The 26,780-nt window shown below is 45.4% G+C and carries 19 protein-coding genes; 3 read left to right on the top strand and 16 right to left on the bottom strand.

Translation table 11 applies throughout. The features are described 5' to 3' along the window. Nucleotides 1–252 precede the first annotated feature (252 nt). The 6 genes from BAU14_RS03200 to rnc form a co-directional block, all read right to left on the bottom strand. Nucleotides 253–630, bottom strand: a complete 378-nt coding sequence (locus BAU14_RS03200; RefSeq protein WP_161898637.1) for a hypothetical protein — start codon at nt 628–630, stop codon at nt 253–255. A 10-nt stretch (nt 631–640) separates the two neighbouring features. After that, nucleotides 641–1,315, bottom strand: coding sequence for a CPBP family intramembrane glutamic endopeptidase (locus BAU14_RS03205; protein ID WP_161898638.1), 675 nt, complete (start codon nt 1,313–1,315; stop codon nt 641–643). A gap of 135 nt (nt 1,316–1,450) precedes the next feature. Beyond that, nucleotides 1,451–3,025, bottom strand: a complete 1,575-nt coding sequence (gene ftsY, locus BAU14_RS03210) for a signal recognition particle-docking protein FtsY (protein WP_161898639.1) — start codon at nt 3,023–3,025, stop codon at nt 1,451–1,453. A 32-nt stretch (nt 3,026–3,057) separates the two neighbouring features. After that, entirely contained in the window at nt 3,058–3,885 is an 828-nt protein-coding gene (locus tag BAU14_RS03215) for a Cof-type HAD-IIB family hydrolase (protein ID WP_161898640.1), read from the bottom strand. A gap of 153 nt (nt 3,886–4,038) precedes the next feature. Beyond that, entirely contained in the window at nt 4,039–7,620 is a 3,582-nt protein-coding gene (gene smc, locus BAU14_RS03220) for a chromosome segregation protein SMC (protein WP_161898641.1), read from the bottom strand. A 203-nt stretch (nt 7,621–7,823) separates the two neighbouring features. Beyond that, on the bottom strand, nt 7,824–8,513 hold the full coding sequence (gene rnc, locus BAU14_RS03225; RefSeq protein WP_161898642.1) for a ribonuclease III: 690 nt from the start codon (nt 8,511–8,513) through the stop codon (nt 7,824–7,826). Between the two features lie 324 nt (nt 8,514–8,837). Between rnc and BAU14_RS03230 the strand changes: the two genes are divergently transcribed. Next, nucleotides 8,838–9,281, top strand: coding sequence for a hypothetical protein (locus BAU14_RS03230; RefSeq protein ID WP_161898643.1), 444 nt, complete (start codon nt 8,838–8,840; stop codon nt 9,279–9,281). A 127-nt stretch (nt 9,282–9,408) separates the two neighbouring features. Here BAU14_RS03230 and BAU14_RS03235 read toward each other — a convergent pair whose 3' ends face one another. The 10 genes from BAU14_RS03235 to BAU14_RS03280 form a co-directional block, all read right to left on the bottom strand. After that, nucleotides 9,409–10,344 carry an ATP-binding cassette domain-containing protein gene (locus tag BAU14_RS03235; protein ID WP_161898644.1) on the bottom strand — a complete coding sequence of 312 codons (936 nt, stop codon included), beginning with the start codon at nt 10,342–10,344 and terminating at the stop codon, nt 9,409–9,411. After that, a complete protein-coding gene (locus BAU14_RS03240; protein ID WP_161898645.1) occupies nt 10,337–11,443 on the bottom strand; it encodes an ABC transporter ATP-binding protein in 1,107 nt (368 codons plus the stop codon). The genes BAU14_RS03235 and BAU14_RS03240 overlap by 8 nt, the downstream gene beginning before the upstream one ends. A gap of 14 nt (nt 11,444–11,457) precedes the next feature. Next, nucleotides 11,458–12,396 carry an oligopeptide ABC transporter permease OppC gene (oppC, locus tag BAU14_RS03245; protein ID WP_337248031.1) on the bottom strand — a complete coding sequence of 313 codons (939 nt, stop codon included), beginning with the start codon at nt 12,394–12,396 and terminating at the stop codon, nt 11,458–11,460. Nucleotide 12,397: 1 nt separating this feature from the next. After that, nucleotides 12,398–13,888 (bottom strand): ABC transporter permease, encoded by a 1,491-nt coding sequence (locus BAU14_RS03250; RefSeq protein ID WP_161898646.1) that lies wholly within the window; start codon nt 13,886–13,888, stop codon nt 12,398–12,400. A 309-nt stretch (nt 13,889–14,197) separates the two neighbouring features. Continuing rightward, complete coding sequence (locus BAU14_RS03255; protein WP_202622157.1) at nt 14,198–16,198, bottom strand: peptide ABC transporter substrate-binding protein; 2,001 nt, start codon at nt 16,196–16,198, stop codon at nt 14,198–14,200. A gap of 780 nt (nt 16,199–16,978) precedes the next feature. Next, nucleotides 16,979–17,224 carry an acyl carrier protein gene (acpP, locus tag BAU14_RS03260; RefSeq protein ID WP_161898648.1) on the bottom strand — a complete coding sequence of 82 codons (246 nt, stop codon included), beginning with the start codon at nt 17,222–17,224 and terminating at the stop codon, nt 16,979–16,981. 114 nt (nt 17,225–17,338) lie between these two features. After that, nucleotides 17,339–18,355 carry a phosphate acyltransferase PlsX gene (plsX, locus tag BAU14_RS03265; protein WP_161898797.1) on the bottom strand — a complete coding sequence of 339 codons (1,017 nt, stop codon included), beginning with the start codon at nt 18,353–18,355 and terminating at the stop codon, nt 17,339–17,341. A 256-nt stretch (nt 18,356–18,611) separates the two neighbouring features. Continuing rightward, nucleotides 18,612–20,645: an ATP-dependent DNA helicase RecG gene (recG, locus tag BAU14_RS03270; RefSeq protein ID WP_161898649.1), complete on the bottom strand. Its 2,034-nt coding sequence runs from the start codon at nt 20,643–20,645 to the stop codon at nt 18,612–18,614. A 233-nt stretch (nt 20,646–20,878) separates the two neighbouring features. Further along, complete coding sequence (locus BAU14_RS03275) at nt 20,879–22,528, bottom strand: DAK2 domain-containing protein (RefSeq protein WP_420022074.1); 1,650 nt, start codon at nt 22,526–22,528, stop codon at nt 20,879–20,881. Between the two features lie 92 nt (nt 22,529–22,620). Next, nucleotides 22,621–22,983: an Asp23/Gls24 family envelope stress response protein gene (locus tag BAU14_RS03280; RefSeq protein WP_161898651.1), complete on the bottom strand. Its 363-nt coding sequence runs from the start codon at nt 22,981–22,983 to the stop codon at nt 22,621–22,623. A 354-nt stretch (nt 22,984–23,337) separates the two neighbouring features. Between BAU14_RS03280 and rpmB the strand changes: the two genes are divergently transcribed. Then, nucleotides 23,338–23,526: a 50S ribosomal protein L28 gene (rpmB, locus tag BAU14_RS03285; protein ID WP_161868756.1), complete on the top strand. Its 189-nt coding sequence runs from the start codon at nt 23,338–23,340 to the stop codon at nt 23,524–23,526. 530 nt (nt 23,527–24,056) lie between these two features. Continuing rightward, nucleotides 24,057–26,702, top strand: coding sequence for a YfhO family protein (locus tag BAU14_RS03290; protein WP_161898652.1), 2,646 nt, complete (start codon nt 24,057–24,059; stop codon nt 26,700–26,702). The last annotated feature ends 78 nt before the right edge of the window (nt 26,703–26,780 follow it).

Here is a 26,780-nt window from a genome sequence, read left to right on the forward strand (position 1 = left end):
CAAACGCTGACTAACCTTGATTTCGTCAAGAGCAGTCAGCATCCTTCACTCTTTCTCTTTATACATCCTTCTACGGACTTTGACACAAGGATTGTCGTAACGGTTTGCTAACAGCTATTTTCTCGCTCAGTTGGTGAAACCTCCGCCATTTACCACTTAAAAAACGATTTATGTCACAATTCCTTGTCTGTTCTTTCGGTTAATAAGCAGCCTTGGTCAAGGCACCGCCAACAAGTAAACTGAATCGAAAGTTTATTTTTCCGGAACAGGGCCAAATTGAGTTTGGAGAGTTGTCATCAGCCGCTTGCGATTTTCCGGTGTACTATTCATGAAGAGCAGCTCATCCCCATCATAGGAAAAATCATATTTCGTAAAACCCGTCAGACGGGCCAGCTTTTCCGGTGTTAATTCATAGGTCTTGACGTAATATTGGAAATCTCGTTGAAAACTGCGGGATTGTCGCAGCCCTCGCCACCAGAAAAAAAGCAGCGCCGCAAATAACAGGATTCCAATGATTTTACGGGGCCAGCTATCTGAATAAACAACCTCTTTTACCGGTGTGATTCCTAAAATCACCGTCAACAAGAGTGCCGCCACCAAAGTCGACAGCCAGAGTCGTTTGTTGTTCATTGGTTCCTCCTTAAAGTGCCGTGAACATCACGATAAATGTAATGCTGTTGTACAAAATATGGGCGATCATATTGCACCGAATATCCTTAGTCTTCAGATAAAGTATCCCAAAAAAGATACCAATCACGGAATAAACCAGCAGGTACAAGGAAATTGCCGGCTCATGCAACAGTCCGAAGATCAAGCCTGAAGTCACTACCGCTAAAATATCGTGCTTGCGGTCATTTTCATTCCAGAAATAATTCATGAAGATTCCGCGATAGAGCAACTCTTCGATGATTGGGCCTAAAATAGCTCCGTACAGCGTAATCCCCAAAACATGCACCCGAAACAGCTGGTCGATATTTTGCTGATTATCTGCTTCTCCTGGCATCAGCGGAGTCACCAGGATTAAGAAAAGATAAACTGCAGCAACCGTCAGTAAAATCCACTTGATCTTGCCTTTCATGGCAAGCTCCCTGCCGAAACCGCGGGGATTGTACTCTTGGATCTGTCGTTGATAGACACGGATAAAATACATCATCACGGCTAAGAAAACCACGACAATAATCAGTGCAAACGCGCCTTGTGACAAGTTGGTATTTAACAGCTGATCTGCCATCAGAGCCAGCGTAGAGAGGTTTTGTAAAAAGACAAAACCAGCAAAGAACAGGATGCGCCAAATCAACGGTTGTCGTTTAGTCATTGTATCACCAGCCTCCTTTTTTGGTCCCTTCACCAAACTTCCGCTTTATAAACTTGAAAAAGCTTCTGTGTTGCGGACATTGCTGGTTGCTTGGGACCTTTATTTTAAAAGTACCGTATTTTTTCAGAACGCCTGCTAATCTTGGATCAAGCCTTTAAACAGGCCAATCACAAATTGATTCGGATCAAATGGCTCTAAATCGTCAATGCCTTCGCCTAAGCCCACCAGTTTTACCGGCAGGTGGAGTTCATTGCGGATCGCCAACACGATCCCACCTTTTGCGGTTCCGTCCAATTTGGTCAAAACAATTCCTGAAACATCGGTGGTTTCTTTAAATTGCTTAGCCTGAACCATTGCATTTTGGCCGGTCGTAGCATCCACCACCAAGAGCACTTCATGAGGCGCCTCTGGCAATTCTCGCTGAATAACTCGTTTGATTTTATCCAACTCTTTCATCAAGTTGACTTTATTTTGCAAACGGCCAGCAGTATCCACCAATAAGATATCGTAGTGTTCATTTTTGGCTTTTTCCACCGCATCGTACACAACAGCTGCTGGATCGGCACCCGCATTGTGGCGCACGACTTCTACACCAGCCCGCTCACCCCAAACAACCAATTGATCAATCGCCCCGGCACGAAAAGTATCGGCTGCCGCCATCAAGACTTTTTTTCCTGCCATACGGTATTCGTAAGCCAGTTTCCCAATGCTGGTGGTTTTCCCTACACCATTGACACCGACAAAGAGCATCACTGTCAGCTCCTCGGGTTGGATATTGAGGTCGTGATTTTCCCCTTCGCCAGCTTCGTCGTACAGATTCACCAGTTTTTCAATGATGACGTTTTGTACATCTTTTGGTTTCTTGACGTTTTGCAATTTGACTTCCTGGCGCATTTCATCAGCAATCCGCATGGCTGCATCAAAGCCAACGTCGGCACCAATCAAGGTTTCTTCTACTTCTTCAAAGAAATCTTCATCAACACTGCGGAAATTGGCAAACAATTCATTTAGCCGCTGACCAAACGTTTTACGGCTCTTTTTCAGCCCTTTGTCGTACTTTTCCTCAACAGTTGCTTGCGATTGCGGTTCAATCGGAGCAACCGGTGGCGCCATTTCAGCCTCTTGGATCACTGCTTCCGCTTCTGCTGTTGCATCAAAAGTCGGCGTAAGCTCGGCTTCTGAGTTGACTGTTGAGGCAGCTTGTTCTTGCACGTCAGTTTCAGCAACTTGTGGCCGGTCCTCAGCTTGATCTGCCACTGTCAGTTCTTCCTGGCTGACGGTTTCTGTCGCTGCTGCTTGTTCTTGATCGACTGTCTGCACCTGTGTGTCTTGCGCCTCAACCTCAAGAGGTGTGGCATTCTCCAGCTCTTCGGTTGCTTCGTCAGCTGGAACTGCTTTTTCCGCAATAGTGTCAGTCAATTGGTGAGTCGAAACGTCTTGTGAAGCGACAGTCGTTGTTTCAACTTCAGATTCTGTTTCAGCCTTCTTTACTTCAGCGGTCTCTTCAGAGGAGGCTTCAGCAGGAGTAGGGGCAGCTTCTGCCGGCTTTGTCTCCGGTTGTTCAGGTTCTGATTGTTCTGTTTCAGATTGCTGCGTGTTTGTTTGCTCGTCGGTTGTTTGTTCATCGAGCGCTTCTTCCGGTACTACCGGTGGCTGCTCCGGCTCTTCTTTGCCCATGAGCGCCTTTTTGATCTTATCGAAAAAGCCCATTGCTTTCCCTCCTTATATGGTCTGGTGAAAAATTAGTTGCCGGCAGTACCGGCTTGTAAGACGTATTTTTCGATGACTTTGGCCACACCGTCAGCCTCATTGGAAGCCGTGATGACATCAGCGACTGCTTTGACAGCCGGGACAGCGTTAGCCATCGCAACTCCGATACCGGCATAAGCGATCATCGGCAAATCGTTTTCTTCATCTCCAATCGCCATGACTTCGGCGGCTGTGATTCCTAAATCTCCTGCCAATAAGTCGATTCCATAGGCCTTGGTGATTCCTTTTGGCATAAATTCCAACAAGACTTCCCGCGTTTTGATAACTTCAAATTCGGCTTTGACACTTTCAGGAATCTTAGCAATCTGCTGGTCGAGATACGCCTGTGGGTAAGCCACTACTGCTTTATTGTACAATGCCTCCGGGTCTAGCTTCTCATAGCCGGCCGGTCGCACGTCTAACAGCGGGTTTAACTGGCCATAGATAGACAGGTGGTCAGGCGCTGTTGGCAGTGACCAGACGACTTCATCGGAGACGACATCCAGCGGCAGGGCCAATTCTTTTGCAATTTGAATCAACCTTTGAACTTCTGCAAAAGACAACGCTGCTTTTTCAATCACTTCACCGGTATCATTTTTTTGCACCAGACCACCATTAAAAGTGATGGCATAATCCCCGGGATTTTTCAGATCCAATTCTTCCAGATAAGGACGAATCGCCCGCAGTGGCCGTCCGGTACAAATCACGATTTTGACACCGGCTTTTTGTGCCGCTGCCAATACTCGTTTGTTTTCTGCAGTGATTTCTTTTTTACTATTTAACAACGTACCATCCAAATCGATGGCGACAAGTTTAATCAATCTTTTTCCTCCTGACAATAACACGAAGCATTCGAGAAATTTTGCTGCGGCCACAGCTATAATCTGCTGTAAAGCTACTTGACTGAGATTCTGCTGCTTGTAGCCTTTTTGTCGAATTCACCGATCAACTCGCAGAAAAACTCCCTCACAATTTTATTCCCCGGCAGCGACGATTCGGCCACCTTCTTTGACATCTTCCAGACGTACCGAGACAATCTTGGACACGCCGGATTCCTGCATGGTTACGCCGTACAAAACATCGGCAGCTTCCATTGTGCCTTTGCGGTGAGTAACCACGATGAACTGGGTATCATTTTGGAAGCGGCTGAGGTACTGACCAAAACGAGTAACATTGGCTTCGTCCAAAGCAGCCTCCACTTCGTCCAACACACAAAACGGTACTGGTCGCACTTGAATGATAGAAAACAGCAAAGCAATAGCCGTCAATGCCCGTTCGCCGCCGGATAACAGACTTAAACTTTGCAGTTTTTTGCCTGGTGGCTGGGCTTCAATCTCGATACCGGTATTCAACAGGTCGGAAGGATCAGTTAAGACCAGCTCGGCACGCCCGCCACCAAACATATTGGGAAAGACTTCCTTGAACTTGTCCCGAATGGCTTCGAATACTTCATTGAAACGGATTTTCACTTCCTCATCCATCTCGTTCATGGTCGTAAAGAGCTGCTCTTTGGCTTGTAGCAGATCATCTCTTTGGCTGGTCAAAAAGTCATAGCGCTCTTTTACTTGTTCATATTGCTGGATAGCATTGAGATTCACTGGACCCAATCCCTCGATTTCCCGCTTCAAAGATTGAATCTTTTGCCGGGCAGCCTCTGTATCATCCACGACACCATATGTGGCTGACGCCAACTCGTAATTCATGGCATATTCTTCCTGCAGGTGAGCCAGCAGATTGTCCAATTGGATGTCTGCACGGTTTTTTTCTACTTCGACTTTAGTTTTTTGCGAGAGCAGGAGCTTTTGTTGCTGATTTTTTTCGCTCAAATCTGTATCGCCAGCGGTAATCTGATTCTGTAATTCCAAACGGGCTTGCCGCTTGGCCGTCAATTCAGTCTGCAACTGTTCTCGTTTTGCGCTAAATTCCACAACTTGTTTTTGCAGTGACTCTTCTGACAGCTCATGATTGGAAAAATCACTGTCCAATGCTGCCAGCTGCATTTTTAGGCTGCTGTGTCGTGCTTCTGCGGTTGTCAGGTCTGCTTGTTTGTCTTGGATCAGTCCTTTGACATGTACAATCTGTTGATTCAAGACAGCCAGTTCTGCCTGCTGAGTTGCCAGTGCGTCACCGACTTCTGCCCGCTTTGCTTCGATGAGATCTTCTGTACGGTTGATCTCTTGAATCTCCTCATTGATTGCCAGCCGAGCCGCTTCAACTTCTGCTTGCGCCTGAAGATAGCCCGCTTTCTTTTCTTCGTATTCTTCCAAAAAGGCCTGAACTTCCCGATTTTCAAAGGCAAAAATACTATGCTCTTTTTCCAAGCGTGTCAGATCGACGGTTCTGTTTTGCAGTTGATTTTCCAGTTCCTGCAATTTGAGACGCGCTGCTTCCCCTTCTTCTCTCAAGGTTTCCAAGCGTGCCTGTTTTTCCCTGGTTTCAGTTTCCAGGCGGGACACTTGTTTTTCGGTAGTTTGCAGCCGTTGATCCAATAGCTGGTGCTGCTCTTTCAAGATAGCCAGCTCATTGCTTTGGGAAAACAGATTGCCTTGTCCGCCTTTTTTATTGGCACCACCAGTCATGGAGCCCCCAGCATTCATGACATCTCCTTCCAAGGACACTACCCGGTAACGATAATGAACCGCACGAGCAATGGCATTGGCACTTTGGAGATCCTCTGCTAATAAAATTCCCCCTAAAAGGTTTTCCATAATGTTTCGCAAGGAGGAATCAAAGGCGACGATTTCCGAAGCAACACCCAAAAAGCCTGCCACCTGTTTGGCGGCATTCAGTTGAGCTCCTGCGACGTTCCGAGCTTGGATTGTCGTCAAAGGCAAGAAGGTCGCCCGTCCGCCTCGCTGTTCCTTCAAGAAGGTGATGGCTTGCCGGGCATCCTTTTCCGTTTCTACGATGACGTGCTGTGCACTAGCGCCTAGTGCGGTTTCGATGGCTACGGCATAATCCTTTGGTACCTCAATCAGTTCAGCCACTGCCCCTACGACGCCTTGAAGACGTTCTTTGTGCTGCAATACCATTCGGGGCCCTTGATAAAAGCCGGTATAGTTGTCTTGAATGTCTTGCAGGCTCTTTTCTTTGGCACGAACCTGCTGCACCTGACTCATCAGGCTGTACATTTTCTTTTGCTCACTGTCAAACTCAGTCTTCACCGTCTGGACTTGGTCTTGCAGCAATACATATTCCTTCCGCTGCGCTTCCAAATGACTTTGCGCCTGTTTGACCTCGGCCGTTAATGCAGTTTTTTGTTCCTGACCAGAACGAATGGCAGCTGTCAGCTCTCCTTGCTTTTGCAGCGCCTTCTGATTTTTAGCCAATTCTTGTGTATATTGTCGTTCCAAGTATTTCAAGTCATTGCCGATATTGGCATGCTCTTGCATCTTGTCTACATATTGGCCCCGTAGCTCCTCCAAAACTTCTTTGGTGGACTTTTGATACTTTGCCAGTTCGGCCTGAGTGGTGCGAATCGTTTCTTCCAGCTGCTGGTGTTGCCGATTTTTTTCTGACAGCTGACTGATAAGGGCGCTTTTGTCTTCTTCTAAATCAGCCATTCGTTGGGCAGCTTCTTCGATATTTTTACGATATTCCCGCGAGCTTTGCAGGGTATTTTTGGAGCGCTCTTTCAGCAACTCCTGCTGTCCTTCCGCCTGTTTTAAGGCTTCAGTCACCGCTAACAGCTGTTGATTGCCGCTTTCCAACCACTCGTCCAGACGTGTGCGTTCTTGCCGCTTTTCAGCTAACAGCTTTTCACCGGCTGTGATAGTTGTGCTGATTTCACGCAGCTGGCCGTCCAGTTGATCCAGCAGCTGCTCTGTTTCATCCCAGATCTTTTTGGCGCTTTGGATTTCGGTCACCGCATAAGCTGCATCTACTCGGGTCAATTCTTCTTTTAACCCCAAATAGGCGGTAGCTGTCCGGCTTTGTTCTGCTAAAGGTTCCAGCTGATCTTCCAGCTCATAAACAATGTCTTGGACGCGACTGAGGTTGTCTTCGGTTTCAAACAGCTTCTGTTCAGCCTTTTTCTTACGCTGCTTGTATTTCAAGACACCCGCTGCTTCTTCAAAAATCCCCCGCCGGTCTTCCGGCTTACTGGCAAAGATCGCCTCCACCTTCCCTTGGGAAATGATGGAAAAGGATTCTTTTCCTAAGCCGGAATCCAGAAACAAGTCCGTGATATCCTTTAGACGGCAAGCTTGTTTGTTGATAAAAAAGTCGCTTTCACCAGTCCGGCGATAGCGGCGGGTCACACTGATTTCCGTGAAATCCAGCGGCAAGTAGTGGTCACTATTGTCCAGCACTACCGTCACTTCGGCGATATTCAGTGCTTTGCGGGAATCAGAGCCGGCAAAAATAATGTCCGGCATCTTGCCACCCCGCAAACTTTTGGCAGACTGCTCCCCCAAGACCCAGCGAATGGCTTCAGTGATATTGCTTTTACCGGACCCATTTGGCCCTACCACAGCTGTCACGCTGTTCTCAAAATCGATCACCGTCCGGTCGGCAAAAGACTTGAAGCCGGCGATCTCGATTTTCTTCAAATACACAAATAGTTTCCCCTCTCAATAAACCCGTCACGAAAGCTGCAGCAAAAAACGACTCAGTCCAAAGACAATGCATTGTGATTGGAGCAATGCATTGTCTGACCGAGAACAGCAGCTGTAACTGACTGGGACGGGTTCGATGGCACATGTCGAAATAAGTCCTTTAACAGGCGTCTTGGCTGTTTACAGTCAAGCGACTGGCTACTTTAAGCTAGCCGCTGCAATGCATTGGCAGCGGCAGACTGCTCAGCATTTTTCTTGGAGGTGCCTTGACCTTCACCGATCAATTCTCCGTCGCAATAAACTTCTGTATGGAAGATTCGCTCGTGGGCAGGTCCTTCCTCTCTCACTAGTCGATAATCGATCAACACATCACCAGAACGCTGCAACACTTCTTGCAAACGCGTCTTATGATCCCGCTCATGTGAAAAAACACCGGCTTGCACTTGTGGATAAACCACTGTTTCCAAAAAGTGCAGAACTGCTTCCAGCCCCCGATCCAAATACAAAGCCCCTAAAAAAGCTTCAAATAAATCACACAACAGTGCGGGACGCGTGCGTCCGCCGGAATTTTCTTCCCCTTTGCCCAGTTTCACGAACCGATCAAAGCCACAATCTTTGGCAAATTGGGCCAAGCTTTCTTCACGGACGATTGCTGCACGGGTCTTGGTAAGTTTTCCTTCCGGCAGTTGGGGAAATTCCCGATACAGGTATTGGGATACCAGCAATTCCAGAACAGCATCCCCCAAAAATTCCAAACGCTCATTGTCTGACAGATGCAGGTTACGGTGCTCATTCACATAAGAAGAATGGGTGAAGGCCTGATCAACGAGATTGATGTCGCTAAATACGATCCCGAATTTTTCTTTAAGCAGATTTGCCAACTGATTGTCCATTAGTCTTCAGTCCCTCTAATTTATTCAATACTGTTTCATTATACTGTTTTTCCGACATAAATAAAATCTCAGAAGCCAAACCTTTAAACATTTATCCACAGGTTTTCAACACTTCAGCGCTTTCAGGAAGTCCATTTGATTTTTGCGTCCTTCTGGCTGCCTCTGTCGCCTCCTTTTCTTTCCAAAAGGCCGGTTTTTCAGACGTTTTTATTACTTGAAATGATACATTTTGCCGAGCTTAGAGAAAAGTAAGCCAAAGCCTCTTGTCTGATTTGTTTTTCCAGAGTAAAATACATCAAAAATACCCTCTAGGAGGTGTTGCCCATGCGTCAAGGTTTGCATTCTGCCCTTTCCTTTCTAGCGACGCGGTTGGTGTTTTTGTTGGGCCTCAGCTACAGTATCCTCTGTGGCCTATTCCTATTCTTCCAAACACGAGTCGAGGAGAAAATCTTCAATTCGGTCAATCCCCACCAATCCCCCTTTGGCTACCTGCGATTGACCGGTAATGAACTGCAGCTTCAAAATCTACCCTTGCTTTTGTTGCTCATTGTTGGACTCTTAACGTCCGCTGCGCTCTTCGTCTTAGCTGTCAGATACCGAATTCTGAACGTTTTTATCTTACTGCTGATTTTGGGCTATTTGTTGCCCCTGGTGCCGCCTTACGATGAAAACCTGCTGCCCCGCTTTCTACTTTCCATTTTTTTAGTTTTCGGCAGCAGCTGGTTGACTCAAGGGTATTTCAACGCTTCCACCAAACTGCCTTCTTAATTACAAACTTTTGGGCTCAGATGAATTTTTTTGCAGAAACTACAAAACAGGCAGGTACCAAAATGGTATCTGCCTGTTTTGCCTCTAAATAGTTTGGTATAGAAAGTGGTATGTGAATAGAGGCTGATTATTTCACAGCTTCTCGATACCCAGCAATTTCCTGTTCATTACCGTAAACGTAATGACCAGGGATAACTTCAACAAAGCTCGGCTTGTTGACGGAATAGTCGTGCATATCCGGATTGTAGACATGCAGTTCTTTTTTACGAGCCAGGATTGGATCCGGCACCGGCACTGCAGAGAGCAATGCTTTGGTGTAAGGATGTAGCGGATTGCGGAAAAGCTCTTCAGCTTCCGCCAACTCAACAATCCGGCCGGAGCGAATAACAGCGATCCGATCAGAGATGAAACGGACTACCGACAAGTCATGGGCCACAAAGAAGTAAGTGACACCTTTTTCTCGTTGGAATTCTTTCAACAGGTTCAAAACCTGTGCGCGAATCGATACGTCCAAGGCTGAAATTGGTTCGTCTGCAACTACCAATTCCGGCTCCATCACCAACGCCCGGGCAATCCCGATACGTTGGCGCTGACCACCAGAGAACTCATGAGGGTAACGATTCAAGTGTTCCGGCAACAGTCCCACTTCTTCAATGATGCGCTCTACTTTCTCCCGACGCTCTTCTTCTGAATCAAAGAGGTGGAAATTGTACAGCCCTTCAGAAATGATATAGTCAACCGTCGCCCGTTCATTTAGAGATGCTGAGGGATCTTGAAAAATCATTTGAACTTTGCGAATGACATCGTCTTGTTCTTGCTTGGTTAGTTTCTTGTTAATTTTTTTTCCTTCAAAGATGATTTCCCCGTTGGAAGTAGGATTTAATCCCAAGACTGCCCGACCGATTGTCGTCTTTCCAGAACCTGACTCACCTACCAAAGAGAAAGTTTCTCCTTTGTAGATATCAAAGTTGGCATCTTGTACTGCGACAAAGCGATTCTTGCCTTCACCAAATGTGATTTCCAGGTCTTTGATGGACAGTAATACATCATTTCGATCAACCAACTGTCACACCTCCATCTTCTGCCAAATCTTGGGCATCATAGTCTTCCGGTGCAATCTCTTCTTGTAGTGCAACCAGTTTTTCATGCAGGTTTTGGATTGCTTGCGGTTTTTCCACTTGCGGCGCTCGTGGATCCATCAGCCAAGTTTTCGCAAAGTGAGACTCACTGACTTGAAACATCGGTGGTTCCTTCTTGAAGTCGACTTCCATGGCAAATGGATTACGTGGTGCAAAAGCATCCCCTTCAATGTCTTTGTACAAAGATGGCGGGGTCCCCGGTACAGAGTACAACTCTGTGCCTTTTTGGCTCAGCTGAGGCAGTGAGCTTAACAAAGCCCAAGTGTATGGGTGACGAGCATTGTAGAAGATATCTTCCACGGTACCAGTCTCGATGATCTGGCCGGAATACATTACTGCCACTTTATCAGCGATGGCTGCCACCACACCTAAGTCATGGGTGATAAAAATTGTAGTAAACTGGTATTCTTTTTGCAGTTCCCGGATCAAATCCAGAATTTGAGCTTGAATCGTTACGTCCAAGGCAGTAGTCGGCTCGTCGCAGATTAAAATCTTAGGCCGACAAGCCAGTGCAATGGCGATAACAATCCGTTGACGCATCCCACCGGAATACTGGAAAGGATATTCATTGTAGCGGTTTTCCGCATTGGGAATACCGGTGCGTTTCATCAAATCAATAGCCATTTCTTTGGCTTCTTTGGCGCTTTTTCCTTGGTGCTTGATGATTACTTCGGAAATTTGTGAGCCGATGGTTTTGATTGGATTCAGTGAAGTCATAGGATCTTGGAAAATCGTGGCAATCTCTCTCCCACGAATTCCTTCCCATTCCTTATCTTTTTTCAGGTCGCTTAAAATTTTGTCATGATATTTGATCGTACCGTTGGTGATTTTGCCGTTTTGTTCCAACATTCCAGTGAAAGTCTTGGTTAAAACTGACTTACCAGAACCGGATTCCCCTACGATTGCCAGCGTTTCTTGCTCTTTGATTTCCAAAGAAACATTACGAATTGCTTTTAGTTCACGATTGCGGACGGTAAAACCGACGGAGAGATTTTCAACGGACAATACAGTTGCTTTTTCCATGTCGTCTCCTCCTCTTACATGTGTGTCCGCGGATCTGCGGCATCAGCCAATGTTTGACCAACGATATACAGTGAAACTGATACCAAGGCCAGCACGGCTACCGGGATCCAAAACAGATACGGATAGTTGCTCATATTTGCAGTGTATTTTGAAATCAGCTTCCCTAATGATGGTACATTGGCGCTCAAACCAACTCCCAAGAAGGACAAGAAAGTCTCATAGGAGATAAATGACGGCAATGTCCGGGAAACATCGGTTACGATAACTGAAGTCAGGTAAGGCAGAATATTACGGAAAATCATCCGCATCGTTGGTGTTCCCAAAGTTTGGGAAGCCAAGTTGTATTCTCGATCCCGCATGATCATTACTTGAACACGAATGAAGTACGCTGTTCCGAGCCAGCTGGTCAGACACATGGCAAAGATCAGGTTCCAAAACCCGCTACCAAATGCGTAAGACAAGACCATGATGATCAACAGTTGCGGTACATTTGAAAAGATGTTGTAGATTTCAATCATAAAACGGTCAATCTTTTTAGAAGTTCCCCAAATCGCACCGACAACAACCCCGATGATAGTACATACCAAAGTCGAGATTACTGAGATGGAAATAGAGGTCTTAGCACCAGCCCATACGGCATCAAACAAAGAGTGGCCATTGGCATCTGTCCCAAACCAATATTGGGCACTCGGTGGATTGTAGCGCTTGGCAAAGTCGTTAATTCCTTCGACACTCATGTAGTCATAGCCAGAAACTAGCGGCTGAATAAAGGACATCAGAAAGATGGCAATCATCAAGACTAGCATGGAAATGGCCACTTTGCTGGAAAAGAATTTGCGTCCCACTGCCCGCCAATAAGAATATACTGGGGCATCGATTCGTTCTGAAGCGTGTTCGTCCATTTTGACGAAACTAAAATCGCTTTGTTGAAGATCGTCTTTTTGTACTTCCACCTTACTTGCCCCCTTTCTCTGACAGATTGATACGAGGGTCCACCATGGTCATGGCGATGTCCCCTAGCAGGATTGAGAAGATCGAAATAGTCGTAAAGATGAAGACCAATCCGATAACAATTGGATTGTTGTGGGATTTAATGGCATCCGGCAACATTTTACCCATACCAGGTGCAGCAAAGACTGTTTCAGTAATAGTAGCACCGGCAATGGTCCCAATCACGGCTGATGGAATCCCATTCACCAATGGAATTGCCGCATTTTTGAAGATGTGCTTGCGGGTGATTTCACCAGAACTCAGACCTTTCGCTTTAGCGAATTTGACATAGTCCGCCGATTGTTGATCAATCATGTAGCGACGCAACCAAATTACAATACCAGATACGCCCAAGAGACCTAAGATGACGGTTGGTAAAATATACGAGCGAATATCACTGGCTCCTAAAGTTGGAAATAGATCTGGCAAGTTGAATACACTAGATCCGATAAAACGGAAGAAGTAGATGAAGGCCAACGATGGTACGGAAATCAATACCGTTACTAAAGCAATCCCGACCTTATCTGGGAATTTGCCCTTGAAGCGAGACATCAGCATCGACATCGGTACAGCAAGGCCATAGGAGACGATGACGGCAATAATCCCCATACGCATAGAGTTTCCGATCATTGAAGGGTCTTGATAGTTATTAACGGTAATTGTGTAGTTATCCTTGTACATATTTTTGTCTCGCGAAGACAAGTTGGCAGTCATTTGATATTGACGAGAGTAAACATTCACTGCCGTTTTGGATTTGCGTCCGGTCTCAAAAGTTACTTCTTTTGAGTCGGCCTTCCCTTGGCCACCACCAATGACTTGAGTTACTGGTTGGCCTGCGAAAGTTGGATAAGAAGTTCCTAGATTCAACTTGATAATATTTTGATGGATGAACGGGAAGCTGCTGTTGAAGTAGATTTGGTACTTGTATTGTGTACCAGAACCGACCAAAGCCCAGCCAACCATCGGATCATTTTCAATCTTATAGCCCCGTTTCATATCTTTGTTATCGGGGTCATTGACTTTCCATGGATTATCAATCTGAATCATGTTTTTGTAAAAGCGGAAGACACGAGTATACAACGGTAGCTCTTTGACAGCGTAATAGCCTTTGCTGACTGGATATTGTTCCAATTTAAAGCCGTTTTTCTGCGCCCAGTCTTTGTAAATTTTCGTGTTGGCATCACTGACTTCTGCAGTTACTTCAGGGTTGTCTTTTTTAACTTCTGCTACTAATTCCTTAGAAGGATAGTAGTCCAAATAACCCATTTTGCTAAACGCCGTATTCTCATAGTCTTTCATATCGTCCGGTTTGGACTTCAATTTGCCATAAGTGACGTCGTTTTGAAAAATGGTCTTTCGAGGGATCAAGCTGTAGATCACGCCGTAAGTCAAGGTCGTTACTAAGAAGATACTTAGGATCGATCTCAGGATCCGGAAAAACAGGTATCTTTTCACGATAAATCTCCTACTTTCTATACTGCATCTATAAGTGAAGCAGTCCTCTAGCTGTAAACGGCTATCAAGCTTCCAGTAACGCTGCTAGCAGTGCTACTTCGGTCTTCATGGTCGCCAACAGCTAAAGTCCGCTTTACTTCGAATCAATTTTGACAGCTTTGGGAAGAGACCCATACTGTCAAGTAAAAAAGGCTTTACAGCGATTGCCGGCAGCCTTTTGTACCAGTAGATCAACTATTTAGACGGAAAACAACGAGTCCCCCCGCAGGCTGAGCACCTGCGAGGGTGACAGAGTAATTCATTTAGAAATTATTTTGCTTCTTTAGTAGCAGCTTCTTCACGTTTAGCTGCCCATTCATCATGGAGTTTGTTCCATTGATCCGTTGTAACAGCGGAATCTTGAATCTCCATGTATTTGTAACGGTAGTCACCAAGACCAGCATAAGCATAAGGGGCAGTAAATGGTACGATGTTAGAAACGCTAGGAGTTGCCAAGCTTGCAAAGATTGGGATTTGAATTACATTTTCAACCAACCATGCTTCTGCTTTAGCATAAGCTTCGTAACGTTTGTTCACATCATCAGTGATGGCATCTGCTTTGTCAAGCAGTTGATCATATTCTTCAAATTTCAGAGCTTCTTTGGCTGCTTTACCAGGATCTTCTCCTTGAACTGTCGCATCAGCATCCAGACCCAAAGTCGTCAACATGTCACCAGAATGAGAGTTGTAGATATTCAGGTAAGAAGATGGGTCAATGTAGTCAGGACCCCAACCGGAAGCAGTAGAGATGTCATAGTCAGTAGCAGCAGATGAAGTTGCTTGGTAAGTCGCAGCATAGTAAGCATCTTCATTCAACAATTGAATGTCAATTACGACATTTTCTTTACCAAGAGAAGCTTCAACAGATTGCTTCATAGATTTGTCAGCATTTACCAATACTTCAGCTGTTTCTTGTTCTGGCAAGTCCAAATGAATTGGGAATTCAACACCTTCAGCTTCCAATTCTTTCTTCGCCAAGTCCATATATTTCTTAGCTAGGTCTGGTTTGTAAGTACCGTCTTGACCTTCTGCCAAGTTTACTTCGCCAAACGCTTCAGCATCAGCAGCGCGAACTTTGTCTTGTACGACTTCACCGAACGGTTTGCCGTCGATTTGAACGAAGTCCGTTGGAACCAAGGTATTACGCAATGCTTTTTCAGCACCTGCATCACCGACATTTTGAGCACGGTAAGCTTTTTTATCAAATGCAAATTGGAAAGCTTTCCGGAAGTTCAAGTTCATGATGGCCTTTTTAGTATCTTCTTTTTGTTTATCAGTCGTTTTTGACGTATTTTCATATGCTTGACGATTGAAGTTGAAGGTCATGTTGAATGTGGAAGATCCAGGCAAAGAGAAGTTAATTGAATCTTTGTATTTCGCTTCTACATCTTTATAACCAGCAGAGTTTGGATACACACGAGCAGAGGTAAATTCACCTGCATCGTATTGTTTGAACAACCAGTCTGGATCAGAGCCGTCAAAGTAAATGAATTTCACGTTTTTCACATGAACATTGTCTTGATCCCAGTAAGATTCGTTCGGGCCATATTCGATTGCAGATTTTGAAGTATTTTCTGTCAAAATGTAAGGACCGTTATAAAGGATAGAATCTGGTGTTGGTTTACCGAAGTCGTCACCTTTCTCCTTCAAGAATTCTTCATTGGCTGGATACAAAATCCCATAAGTCAATTTAGAGTTCCAATAAGATTCAGGCTTGTTCAATGTGTATTCCAATGTGTGGGCATCTACTGCTTTGACGCCGACTGTAGAGAAGTCATCCGTTTTACCTGCGATATAATCAGACAAGCCTTTGATGCTGTCTGCTACGATATACAATGTTTCAGATTTCTTTTCAACCGCATGTTTTAGACCAGCTACCCAGTCATTAGCAGTTACGTCAGCACCGTATTCGTTGCCCTCGGAGTCCACCCAAGGCACACCTTCACGGATTTTGTACGTGTAAGTCAAACCATCATCACTGACTTTGTAAGATTCAGCTAAGGCTGGAACCAGTTGTCCTTCTGGATTCCATTCCATTAACCCATCAACAAAGTTACTATAATGTTGGCTGTTTGAATTCCGTTGAGAGAAAAGGTAGTCCAAAGTTTCAATATCTGTAGAAAAAACATAGCTATACGTATCTACAGACCCTTTTTCTCCTTCTCCAGAACCACTTGAAGCGGAACCGCCACTGTTGGAGCTTCCACCGCCACCGCCACACGCGCCCAGCACGAATGTCGCTGCCAGCAATGATACCAGCACTTTCTTCATTTTCATGTCCATACCTCCAATTTTCCTTTTTCATAACAAACCAATTTATGAAATTATTGAGATATTATCGAAATATCGTAGGTTTGTCAAATGGAAAAATCTATTATTTTTGAATTATCTGACAAATGAGAGATAAAAAAACATCAGGCGCTTTCACAATTCTTTTGGAAGTTTCCATGCCCTTTTCTTGCAAAAAGAGGGAAGAACCTTGATTTTATAATTATTAAAATCTTCTCGTGAAAAAAATATTCCTGACGATTTCTTACATTTCACTCCGACAAAAACAAAAAAATGAATTTTCGCTAAAATTCCTTCCCCAGAAAACAGCTGGTTTTCTAATAAAGGGATTTTATTTGAACAAACCAAATTTTCCGAAAATACCTAGGGCTTATTGTAATAAAAAAAAGCCCAACTGTCTATAAAAACAGTCATAATTTATCCTTGAAAAAGTCACAAGCCGTTGATTTGGCACTGCCTGTCATTTCCAGAAAGTCGTTATTTTCTGATAACAGCGGGGATTATCCCACCTGACTTTCCCACAAGTAACAAATGTGTCGTTTTTTTACTTGGCGTCATGAAATCTCACATGTGCCAGTGGCGGTTCGGGCAAAAAGCCCATTAATTGACAACTGGTACTTACCAATCTCCAAAAAATCTTTCTGTCTTCTGACAACTGTGGTGAAATTTACAGACGCAAGTTAGAGACTGCCTGAACAATCTTAAAGGAGTCCCTCGCCTCGTGTTAGAAAAAAGAGCCGCATCGCTGCGGCTCCGGTGTACTTACTTGTTCAAATGGCCATAGATGTAATCTACTGCGCCACCAACTGTTTGGATTTGTTCTGCATCTTCGTCAGAAATCTCCGTACCGAACTCGTCTTCAAGCTCCAATACAAATTCCATGACACTGATAGAATCAGCATTCAGATCGTCTTTAATACTCATGGGATCGGTCACTGTATCAGCATCCACCTCAAAGTGATTGGCGATCACGTTTGCTACTTTTTTAAACACTTCTTCACGCGTCAATTGCATTCACCTCCACGCTTTTGACCAACAAAAGAAAAGATAGCTACAAAGCATTGTACTTTTTTTAAAATTATTTGTCCAGTCTATTTTTGCAAAAATGTTACAAAAATTTCATTACGATTGCTGAATTTCTTTTTCCTGAACGCTCTCAAACTGTTTCACTAACTCCTTTACCACGTCTGTTTCCAGCATGGTATGGATTTGCTTGATGGTATTGGCAACAGCTTCCGGACCAGTCGCACCATGAGTTTTTACCACCGGTGCTTTCAAGCCGAAGAGGACTGCCCCACCGTATTGAGAATAATCTAAAGCATCCTTTAACGTATATAGGCTATCTTTCAAAAGCAAGGCCCCTAATTTCCCTTTGGTACCGGAACCGTTGATCGCATCTTTCAAAAGCGCCATCAGATTCAGGGCTGTTCCTTCGATGGATTTCAACACCGCATTTCCGGTGAAGCCGTCGGTAACGACCACATCGGCTGCACCGTTCAACAATTCCCGCGCCTCGACGTTGCCGATAAAATTAATTGCCGGTTCGTCAGCAAGTAGTTGGAAAGCCTTTTTCGTCAACTCGCTGCCTTTGGTTTCTTCGGTACCGTTGTTCAATAACCCCACGCGTGGATTTTGAATCTTCCGCACATTCCGAGCATAAAAAGAACCTAAAATTGCATATTGGTGCAGGTGTTCAGCTTTATTGTCGGCATTGGCCCCAAGATCCAACATGTCAAAGCCCGTCGTCTTACCCATCACCGGCAGTGTCGACATCAAACCGGGGCGTTCAATTCCTTTGATGCGCCCGACAATAAACAAGCCAGCCGCTAACAACGCACCGGTATTTCCAGCTGAAAAGACGGCATCGGCTTCCCCATCTTTAACAGCTTGGGCAGCTAATACCATTGACGCATTTTTTTTACGACGAATTGCCTTAACTGGTTCATCATCGCTGTTAATTTTTTCATCGGTGTGGATGATTTTGATGTTTTCCTCATCCTCCAGGTATTTTTTGATTTCGGCTTCTTTGCCGTAGAGTTGGAACTCGATGTCCGGGAAGTTTTTCTTCGCCAAGACGACACCCTCCACGATAGCTTTCGGTGCATTATCGCCACCCATCGCGTCCACTGCGATTCTCATCATTGTCGTTTTCCTCCACTCATCCCGTGACTCGGGAGTACTTGTCCTACAGGTACAAGTAAATTCTTATCACAACTTTACAATATCCCTTCTGAAAAAACAACCAGCTGCCACAGCTAGTCTTTCAGCAAAAAGCAGCTACACGCCTAGTTAACGAGCCTAGACAGTCAACTACCGGCCACAGCTAACGAAAAAAACGTTGAAAAACACAGGAACTCTTCGATAGCCGATGCCTTACTGACAAGCGGTCTTTTGTCTAATCAAAAAATTGCTTATCAGGGGCAGTCACTGCTTTAGCCAAACCTTGGTATTCCGGCAATTGCTGCCAATTTTTCATTTGCCAAACAGCTGCGGCTTCCTCCCGGGCGACTTCCAAGATATTTGCATCTGCCACCAGATCTCCTGCCACAAACTGCGGCAGTCCGGACTGTCGAAAACCAAATACTTCTCCCGGCCCCCGCAACTCCAGATCCTTTTCGCTCAGCAAAAAACCGTTGTTGGTCTCAGTCATGATTTTCATCCGTTCCTGCCCGTATTCGTTTTTCGGCTCAGCCACCAAGATACAATAAGAGGCGTCTGCGCCCCGACCGACCCGCCCCCGCAACTGGTGCAGCTGTGCGAGTCCAAAACGATCGGCATCGATGATCAGCATCACCGTAGCATTGGGAACATTGACCCCAACTTCGATTACTGTTGTAGACACTAAAATCCGCGTTTTGCCGTCTTTGAATTCTTCCATAATGGCGTCTTTCTCGACATTTTTCATGCGGCCGTGCAGCAAGCCGACTCCATAACCTTCTGGCGCAAAAAAATTCTGCAGGTGCTCATACACTTCGGTGGCATTTTTAACATCCAGCATTTCCGACTCTTCAATCAACGGACAAATGACATACATCTGGTGACCAGCTTTTAACTCCCGCCGGCTCCAATCTAAGACGCTGTCCAATTGACTAGGGCGAACCCACCGAGTCTCAATCGGAATCCGACCGGCAGGCAGCTCATCTATAACCGATACATCCATTTCCCCGTAAGCGGTAATCGCCAATGTACGGGGAATCGGTGTCGCCGTCATAAAGAGTACATCTGGGCGCCAGCCTTTTTCCCGTAAGACTCGTCGCTGGTTAACGCCGAAACGATGCTGTTCATCGGTGATCACCAGCCCCAGATTACTAAAGTCGACCCCTTCTTGAATCAACGCATGGGTTCCCACCACAATATCAATTTCACCGGCAGCAAGCTCAGCTAATAAAGCTTTTCGCTCTTTGGTACTAGTAGAACCGGTCAACAGCGCCGTCCGGACTTCTAAAGGATCAAACAAGCCATTCAAACTTTCCATGTGCTGTTGCGCTAAGATTTCTGTCGGCACCATTAAGGCCCCTTGAAAACCCGCTGTCACCGCCGCAAACAAGACGATCGCTGCCACAACAGTTTTCCCACTACCTACATCCCCCTGCAAAAGTCGTTGCATGTGCTGTGGACTTTTCATATCGCTGCAAATCTCATTGGTCACCCGCTTTTGCGCTGTCGTCAATTCAAAAGGCAGTGTGGCGATAAATCGTTTTAAGCTCTCATTGTCGTAGGCGATTGCCAAGCCATTATTGGCGGCTTTTTCCTGTTGCTTCAACCCTTGAATTTTCATCTGAAACAAGAAAAATTCCTCAAAAACCACGCGGCGTTTGGCTTGATGGTGCTGCTCTGGATTCACTGGAAAGTGCATGGCATACATCGCCTGACGCCGATCCAACAGCCGATATTTTTCCTGCAAAGACAAGGGCAAATTTTCTTCAATCTCATTTCCGAAATCTTCAAAAGCTTGCCGAATCAACGGAACCAAGGTTTTTTGTTTCACTTTTTGGGAAACATGGTAGATGGGGGCAAATTCCCCTTGCTGCCCGCTTCCGAGAATTTTCATGCCAGTCATGGCTTTTTTCTTAGCGTCCCACTTGCCGTAGACTGCCAGCTCTTCCCCCAGCTCCACTTTGTCTTTCAAATAAGGCTGATTAAAAAAGGAAACATTGAAAACCGCGTGTTCCTGCATCATTCGAAATTTCAGCATAGATTTTTTATACCCGAAACGACTGACCACTGGTGGCGCGACAACTACCCCTTTTAACGTCACTTTTTCCTGATCACCAATCTCTTCGATGCTCCGTTCCTGGATATCTTCATAGCGAAACGGATAATACCCCAGCAGATCCCCGATTGTCTCGATTCCTAAACTAGCCAAGTCCTGGGCGCGCTTTTCCCCGACACCTTTCAAATACTGGACAGATTGTTCCAAGCCGCTCATGTACTCACCTCCGTTAACTCTCTTTTACGAAATTTTTCGCCATACCTGCCACCAATATGTAGCTTTTAAATAAGGTTTTCTTGAAATATTTCTGGCCTTATTGTCCTTCATGCAGAAAACCGCTGGAAATCTCCATATGTGACGGAGACTTTCAGCGGTCCACAAACTTGCATTATTTCCCGTCCGGACCGGGCGTTTTCAAACACACCTGGAAAGGCCCGACCGAATCTTTCTTATTCAGCAGCAAACAAATACGGATAAACCGGTTGATCGCCTTGGTGAATCTCTACTTCCAAATCTGGATGAGCCGCAGTCAGCTGATCTGCAATACTTTGTGCTTCTTTTTCTTTTGCTTCATCCCCAAAGATGATAGTTACGATTTCGGTGTCTTCATTGAGCATTTTGTTCAATGTATCTACCGCTGTCTGCACCCGATCTTTTTCGGAAATCACAATCTTGCTGTCCACCATACCGATGAAGTCGCCTTCTGTGATTTCGATACCGTCAATAGACGTGTTGCGAATCGCATGCGTCACAGAGCCGGAAACAACACTTTCCAAGGCTTCTGTCATCGCTTCTTTGTTGGCTTCCAAATCCGCTTGTTCGTTGAAGGAAAGCATCGCAGTCATCCCTTGAGGAATTGTCTTAGCTGGCACAACAACTACCGGGATTTCAGCTACTTCAGCTGCTTGATCAGCGGCCATGAAGATGTTTTTATTGTTTGGTAAAATGATAACTTTATCGGCATTGACTTCTTCAATGGCCTTCAAGATATCTTCTGTACTAGGGTTCATGGTCTGACCGCCATTGATGATGTAGCTCGCTCCCAGACTCTTGAACAGTTCACCAACCCCATTGCCCGCTGCAATCGCAATTACCGCATAAGGAATACGTGGCGCTGGTGCAGCGTCACCAGTGAAAGCTTCCACTTGTTGGTCATGTTCCAAAATTGTTTCGTGCTGCACACGCATATTGTCGACTTTCACTTTCACCAGTGAGCCAAATTTTTGGCCGTAGTTCATGACTTCACCCGGGTGTTCCGTGTGGACGTGGACTTTGATGATTTCATCGTCGTTGACCACCAACAGTGAATCCCCCAGTTCATTCAAATAATTACGGAAGGTTTCGTAGTCGAAATTGTCATCGACTGTTGGGCCTTCACCAATTTTCACCATAATTTCAGTACAGTAACCGAACTTGATGTCCTCAGTGGCTAACTGTCCTTGAATGCTGCGATGATGCTCGGCATTCACCATTTCTTCCATTGCAGCCGGTGTTGGTTCAAAGGTTTCGTCAGCTTGGTATTCACCAGTCAAGGCTGCCAAGAACCCTTCATAGACATAAAGCAGTCCTTGACCGCCACTGTCCACGACGCCAACTTCTTTCAAAACCGGCAACAAGTCAGGTGTCTTAGCCAATGCTCGCTTACCACCGCTGACAACCGCCTTCATCACTTCGATGACATCTTCGGTTTCAGCAGCTTTACGCTCGCCAAATTCAGCTGCTACTCGAGCAACCGTCAAAATAGTTCCTTCCACCGGTTTCATCACAGCTTTATACGCTGTTTCCACCCCGTGGGTAAAGGCTTGTGCCAGTTGAGTCGCATTCAGCTCATCAACGGTCACGACTTGCTTGGAAAAGCCGCGGAACAATTGTGACAGGATAACGCCGGAATTTCCCCGCGCCCCCATCAAAAGACCCCGTGCCAGAACTTGCGCCAATTCGCCAACTTTTTCAGAAGGGGAATCAGACACGGCTTTGGCACCGGATTGCATGGACATGTTCATATTTGTTCCGGTATCGCCGTCCGGCACCGGAAAAACGTTCAATGAGTTGACATACTCAGCATTTGCTTGTAAGCGGTTTGCGCCCGCCTGCACCATTTCAGAGAACTGGCCGGCAGTGATATTCGTTTGATTCACAGTAATCCTCCTTCAAATCCATCCCCCTCACTAACAGGCGGATGGCTGCCTCTCTAGTCAGGCAGTACACGTACCCCTTGGACAAAAACATTGACGGAGTTAGCCGTCACGCCTAGCATCGTTTCCAAGTTGTATTTTACTTTTTCCTGCACGTTGCGAGAGACCTCGGAGATCTTCGTACCGTAGCTGACAATCGTATAGACATCTACTGCAATGCCATTTTCCTCTTGACGTACGACTACGCCGCGAGAGTAGTTTTCCCGTTTCAGGATTTCATTGATGTTGTCTTTGATCTGCTTTTTGCTGGCCATGCCAACGATCCCAAAAACATCCGTAGCCGCGCCGCCTACTACTGTGGCGATCACGTCATTGGTGATTTCGATGGTCCCGGCTTGGGTCTTGATTTTTACAGCCATGTAATAGCCCCCTTGCTGAAATTATTCTGATCATTGCCTGATAAAAATCAGTTTACTGCAAAATGCGCCTTTTCAACCCTCAAAAATGACAAAGTCTCAAAAGACTGTTTTCAAAGGAAAAAGCGCCCGTTTCTTCTATAGTATTCTATCATAGGGATGTCTTAAATAAAAGCCGAGCCCCCTGTCTTTCTAGGGCACAACAGTCACAGGACGGACTTAAATTTACATGGTTTGTCGGTAAATGTCAATGTTTCACAGAAAATCCTCTTGCAAAACTTGGAGAATTGTGATAAATTCTTTTGGTATGAGCGAATTTATGCGCTCTGACATCAAGGCAAAGGAGGAACAATTAACATGGCTAAAGTTTGTTACTTTACAGGACGTAAAACAAAAAGTGGAAATAACCGCTCCCATGCGCTGAACGCTACAAAACGCACAGTTAAACCTAACTTGCAAAAAGTACGCGTATTGATCGATGGCAAACCTAAGAAAGTTTGGGTTTCAGCTCGTGCTTTGAAATCAGGAAAAGTTGAGCGCGTTTAATCTTACGACCTTCAAACCGTCTGCATCTGCAGGCGGTTTTTTTATTATTTATTGCTGTCTGCTCGTGTCATCGAGAAGTTGTCCACCCACATGAAACTAGTTCATCCCCAGTACCAGGCGCAGCAAAATCGGCGTTGTCTTTAATAAAAAAACTGCCGCAGACTAAAAGTCCCCGACAGTTTCAGTATATGTGCCGCCTCGCCAGCGCAAAATAATATGTTTTTTATACTATTAAAATACAACAGCTAAAATTAAAAGTCAAGATATTTTTTAATCTAAAATACATACATATCCCATAATTCTCTCCTTTTTAAAAAAATTAAATAACTATCACAAATTATTCAGTCACAGAAAGAAGTATTTTTTATACTTTGCTGGAAAGCTTTCAGAAGGGTTGCGTAAACCAGCGCAGCTTTTTCAATTTCGGCTGTTGATATGGTAAACTGAACAGTGGGATTATTTTCCACAACAAGCAGGGGTGACGAACTTTTTCCTGTCAATGCCTGCAATCATACACAAAGGGTGACGATATGTTTTCCAAACAACGACGCTTCATTAAAGACAACCGCCGCTATCTGGCGGCCAGCTTTTTTATTCCTTTTGCTATTATGGCATTGGTCTATCTGACCATCGGCATTTATCCCGGCAGCTCCCGCAGTGTCCTGGCTAGCGATGCCTTCTCCCAGTTTTCTAACTTTCATGCCAGCTATCGCAATATGTTATTGGGCAAGCAAGGGGCCCTCTATACTTGGAATGCTTCTTTGGGATTAAATTACCTGTCTTTGGTCTCTTATTATCTGGGAGGCTTGTTCACCCCCCTTGTAATCTTCTTTCCCAATCGCATGATGCCAGACGCTCTTTACTTTTTAACATTGATCAAGATCGGTTCGGCTGGTTTGGCTTTCTGGTTTTACGCAAAACACACCTTTAAGCTGCCGCGAGCCTATCATGTGATTCTCGCTATTTTTTACAGCTTGATGTCCTTTGTCACCGCCCACTCGGAATTGATTATGTGGCTAGATGCTTTTGTCTGGTTGCCACTAATTATCTGGGGCATCGACCGCATCTTAGCCGGCAAAGGCCCCCGGCTGCTGTTTTTCAGCTACTTGCTGATGTTTGTTACCAGTTTTTATACCGGCTTTATGATTGCAATCTTCTCGGCGCTGTATTTCATCGCCCACTTCTTTATGGCTCCTAAGCACAACTTACGCTACGTACTCCCTTATGGTCTGACCGCCCTTTTGTCTGGCGGTGCTTCTATGATTATGATTTTGCCGGCAGTTATGGATTTGGCGGCAAACGGTGAAACGCTGTCTTCCATTACCAAGCTGAAAACCGAAGCGACGGCTCCACTGGATCTTTTGATCAAAAATATGATTGGGGTTTACGACACGACCAAATACGGTTCCATCCCTTTTATTTATGCCGGCCTTTTACCGTTGGCGCTGTGTCTGTTTTATTTCATCAGTCGCAAAATCCGCTTACGTGACAAGCTATTGTATGCCGGAATCTTTGCTGTTTTGATTGCCAGTTTTTATCTGGCACCTTTGAATCTGTTCTGGCACGGCATGCATGCCCCCAACATGTTTTTATTCCGCTACGCTTTTCTCTTTTCTTTTTTGGTGGTGATGTTGGCAGGTTACGGTTGGGAACAATTGAAGCTGAAAGACTGGCAAACTTTTGCGGCTTTGCTCCTCTTATTAGCAGCAGCATTTTGCCTGGCTTTTGGGATGCGCCCGCAAGGCAGTTACGACTATCTAAAATTTTCTTCTTTCCTTTTGACGCTTTGTTTTGTATTGCTGTATCTAGCCTTATTCACCTGTCAAAAAATCGGCGCTATGAGTCAAAAGGTCTTTACCATTGTGCTGTTAGTAACGGTCTGTGGCGAAGTGGCGTTGAACACCGGCGGCATGGTACGAGGGATTTTGCAAGATTGGAACTATGCCTCTCGCAGCTTATATACCGAACCTTATCCCGAAATCAAAGCGCTGGTAGATAAGAATACCGCCGCCAATGACAGCTTCTTTCGAATGGAAAACCTCGACGGCGTTTCCTCAAATGACGGCTTGAACTATGGCTATAGTGGCATCAGCATGTTTTCTTCCATCCGTAACCGACACTCCTCCGGCTATCTGGACAAGCTGGGTTTTCGTTCACGGGGAACTAATCTGAATATCCGCTATGCCAACAACACACTGATTGGCGACAGCTTGCTGGGGATCAAGTACAATTTAACTAAAGAAGCCCTGTCTAAATACGGCTTTACCAAAAACGGCGAGACTAAAAACTACTTGTCTTACGAAAATACAAATGCGCTGCCGTTGGGGCTGCTGACCGATCCTAACGCAGCCGATATTTTGCAACCGGAAAATGATAACCTGACCTGTCAAACCAACCTCTTGAACGGTTTATCCGGGCTAGAACTGCAGTATTTTACCTTCCAGCCGCTGGTTTTAAAGGAGACTGCCAATGCCACCGTCACCACTAGCGGAATTTACACAAGCATCAAGGAAGAAAATCCGAATGCTGCCAAAGATGTTACTTGGGAAGTCACAGTACCCGCTCACAAACAGGCCTACCTCAGCTTGTATCCGAAAGATTTTGGCCAGTTAAAAAGTTCGACAGTTACACTCTTTGTCAACGGCACCCAAAGAAAAAGCCAGATCAATATCACCGGTCAATATTACGATCTGGGCTATTATGACAAAGAAACGACCGTCACCTTCACCGCCAGCTTTTACGGTACTTCTGAGATCAGCTTCCAAAACCCGCAAGCCCTTTTCCTGGATACCACAGCTTATCAAGAGGCAATGGATACATTACAGGCCAAAGGGGTTGACTTAAAAGTCGGTAAACAAGACGCTACCGGTACAGTCACTGCTGATAAAGAACAGCTGCTGGTGACTACCATCCCTTATGAAAAAGGCTGGAGCGTTACTGTAGACGGCAAACCTGCAACTGTAACCGCCTTTCAGGATGCCTTTGTCTCCGTCACGGTGCCTGCGGGTAAACACGACATCGCCTTTCATTATGCACCACAAGGCTTCAAAGCTGGCGTCGCTCTATTCTTTGGTTGCACCCTCTTGTTTGGCCTCTTTGATCTGGGCTATAGCAAATGGCGCAGCAGACGAAAAAAAACTTTAGAATTAGTGACAGACACGACTGCAAAGCATTGACTTTAAATCTGTTACTAAACAACCTGGGGCTGTGACAATAGCTGATTCACCGTCTTCTAAAGCGAACACTACCAACTG

It is taken from the genome of Candidatus Enterococcus leclercqii (assembly GCF_009933135.1).
GTDB lineage: Bacteria > Bacillota > Bacilli > Lactobacillales > Enterococcaceae > Enterococcus_C > Enterococcus_C leclercqii.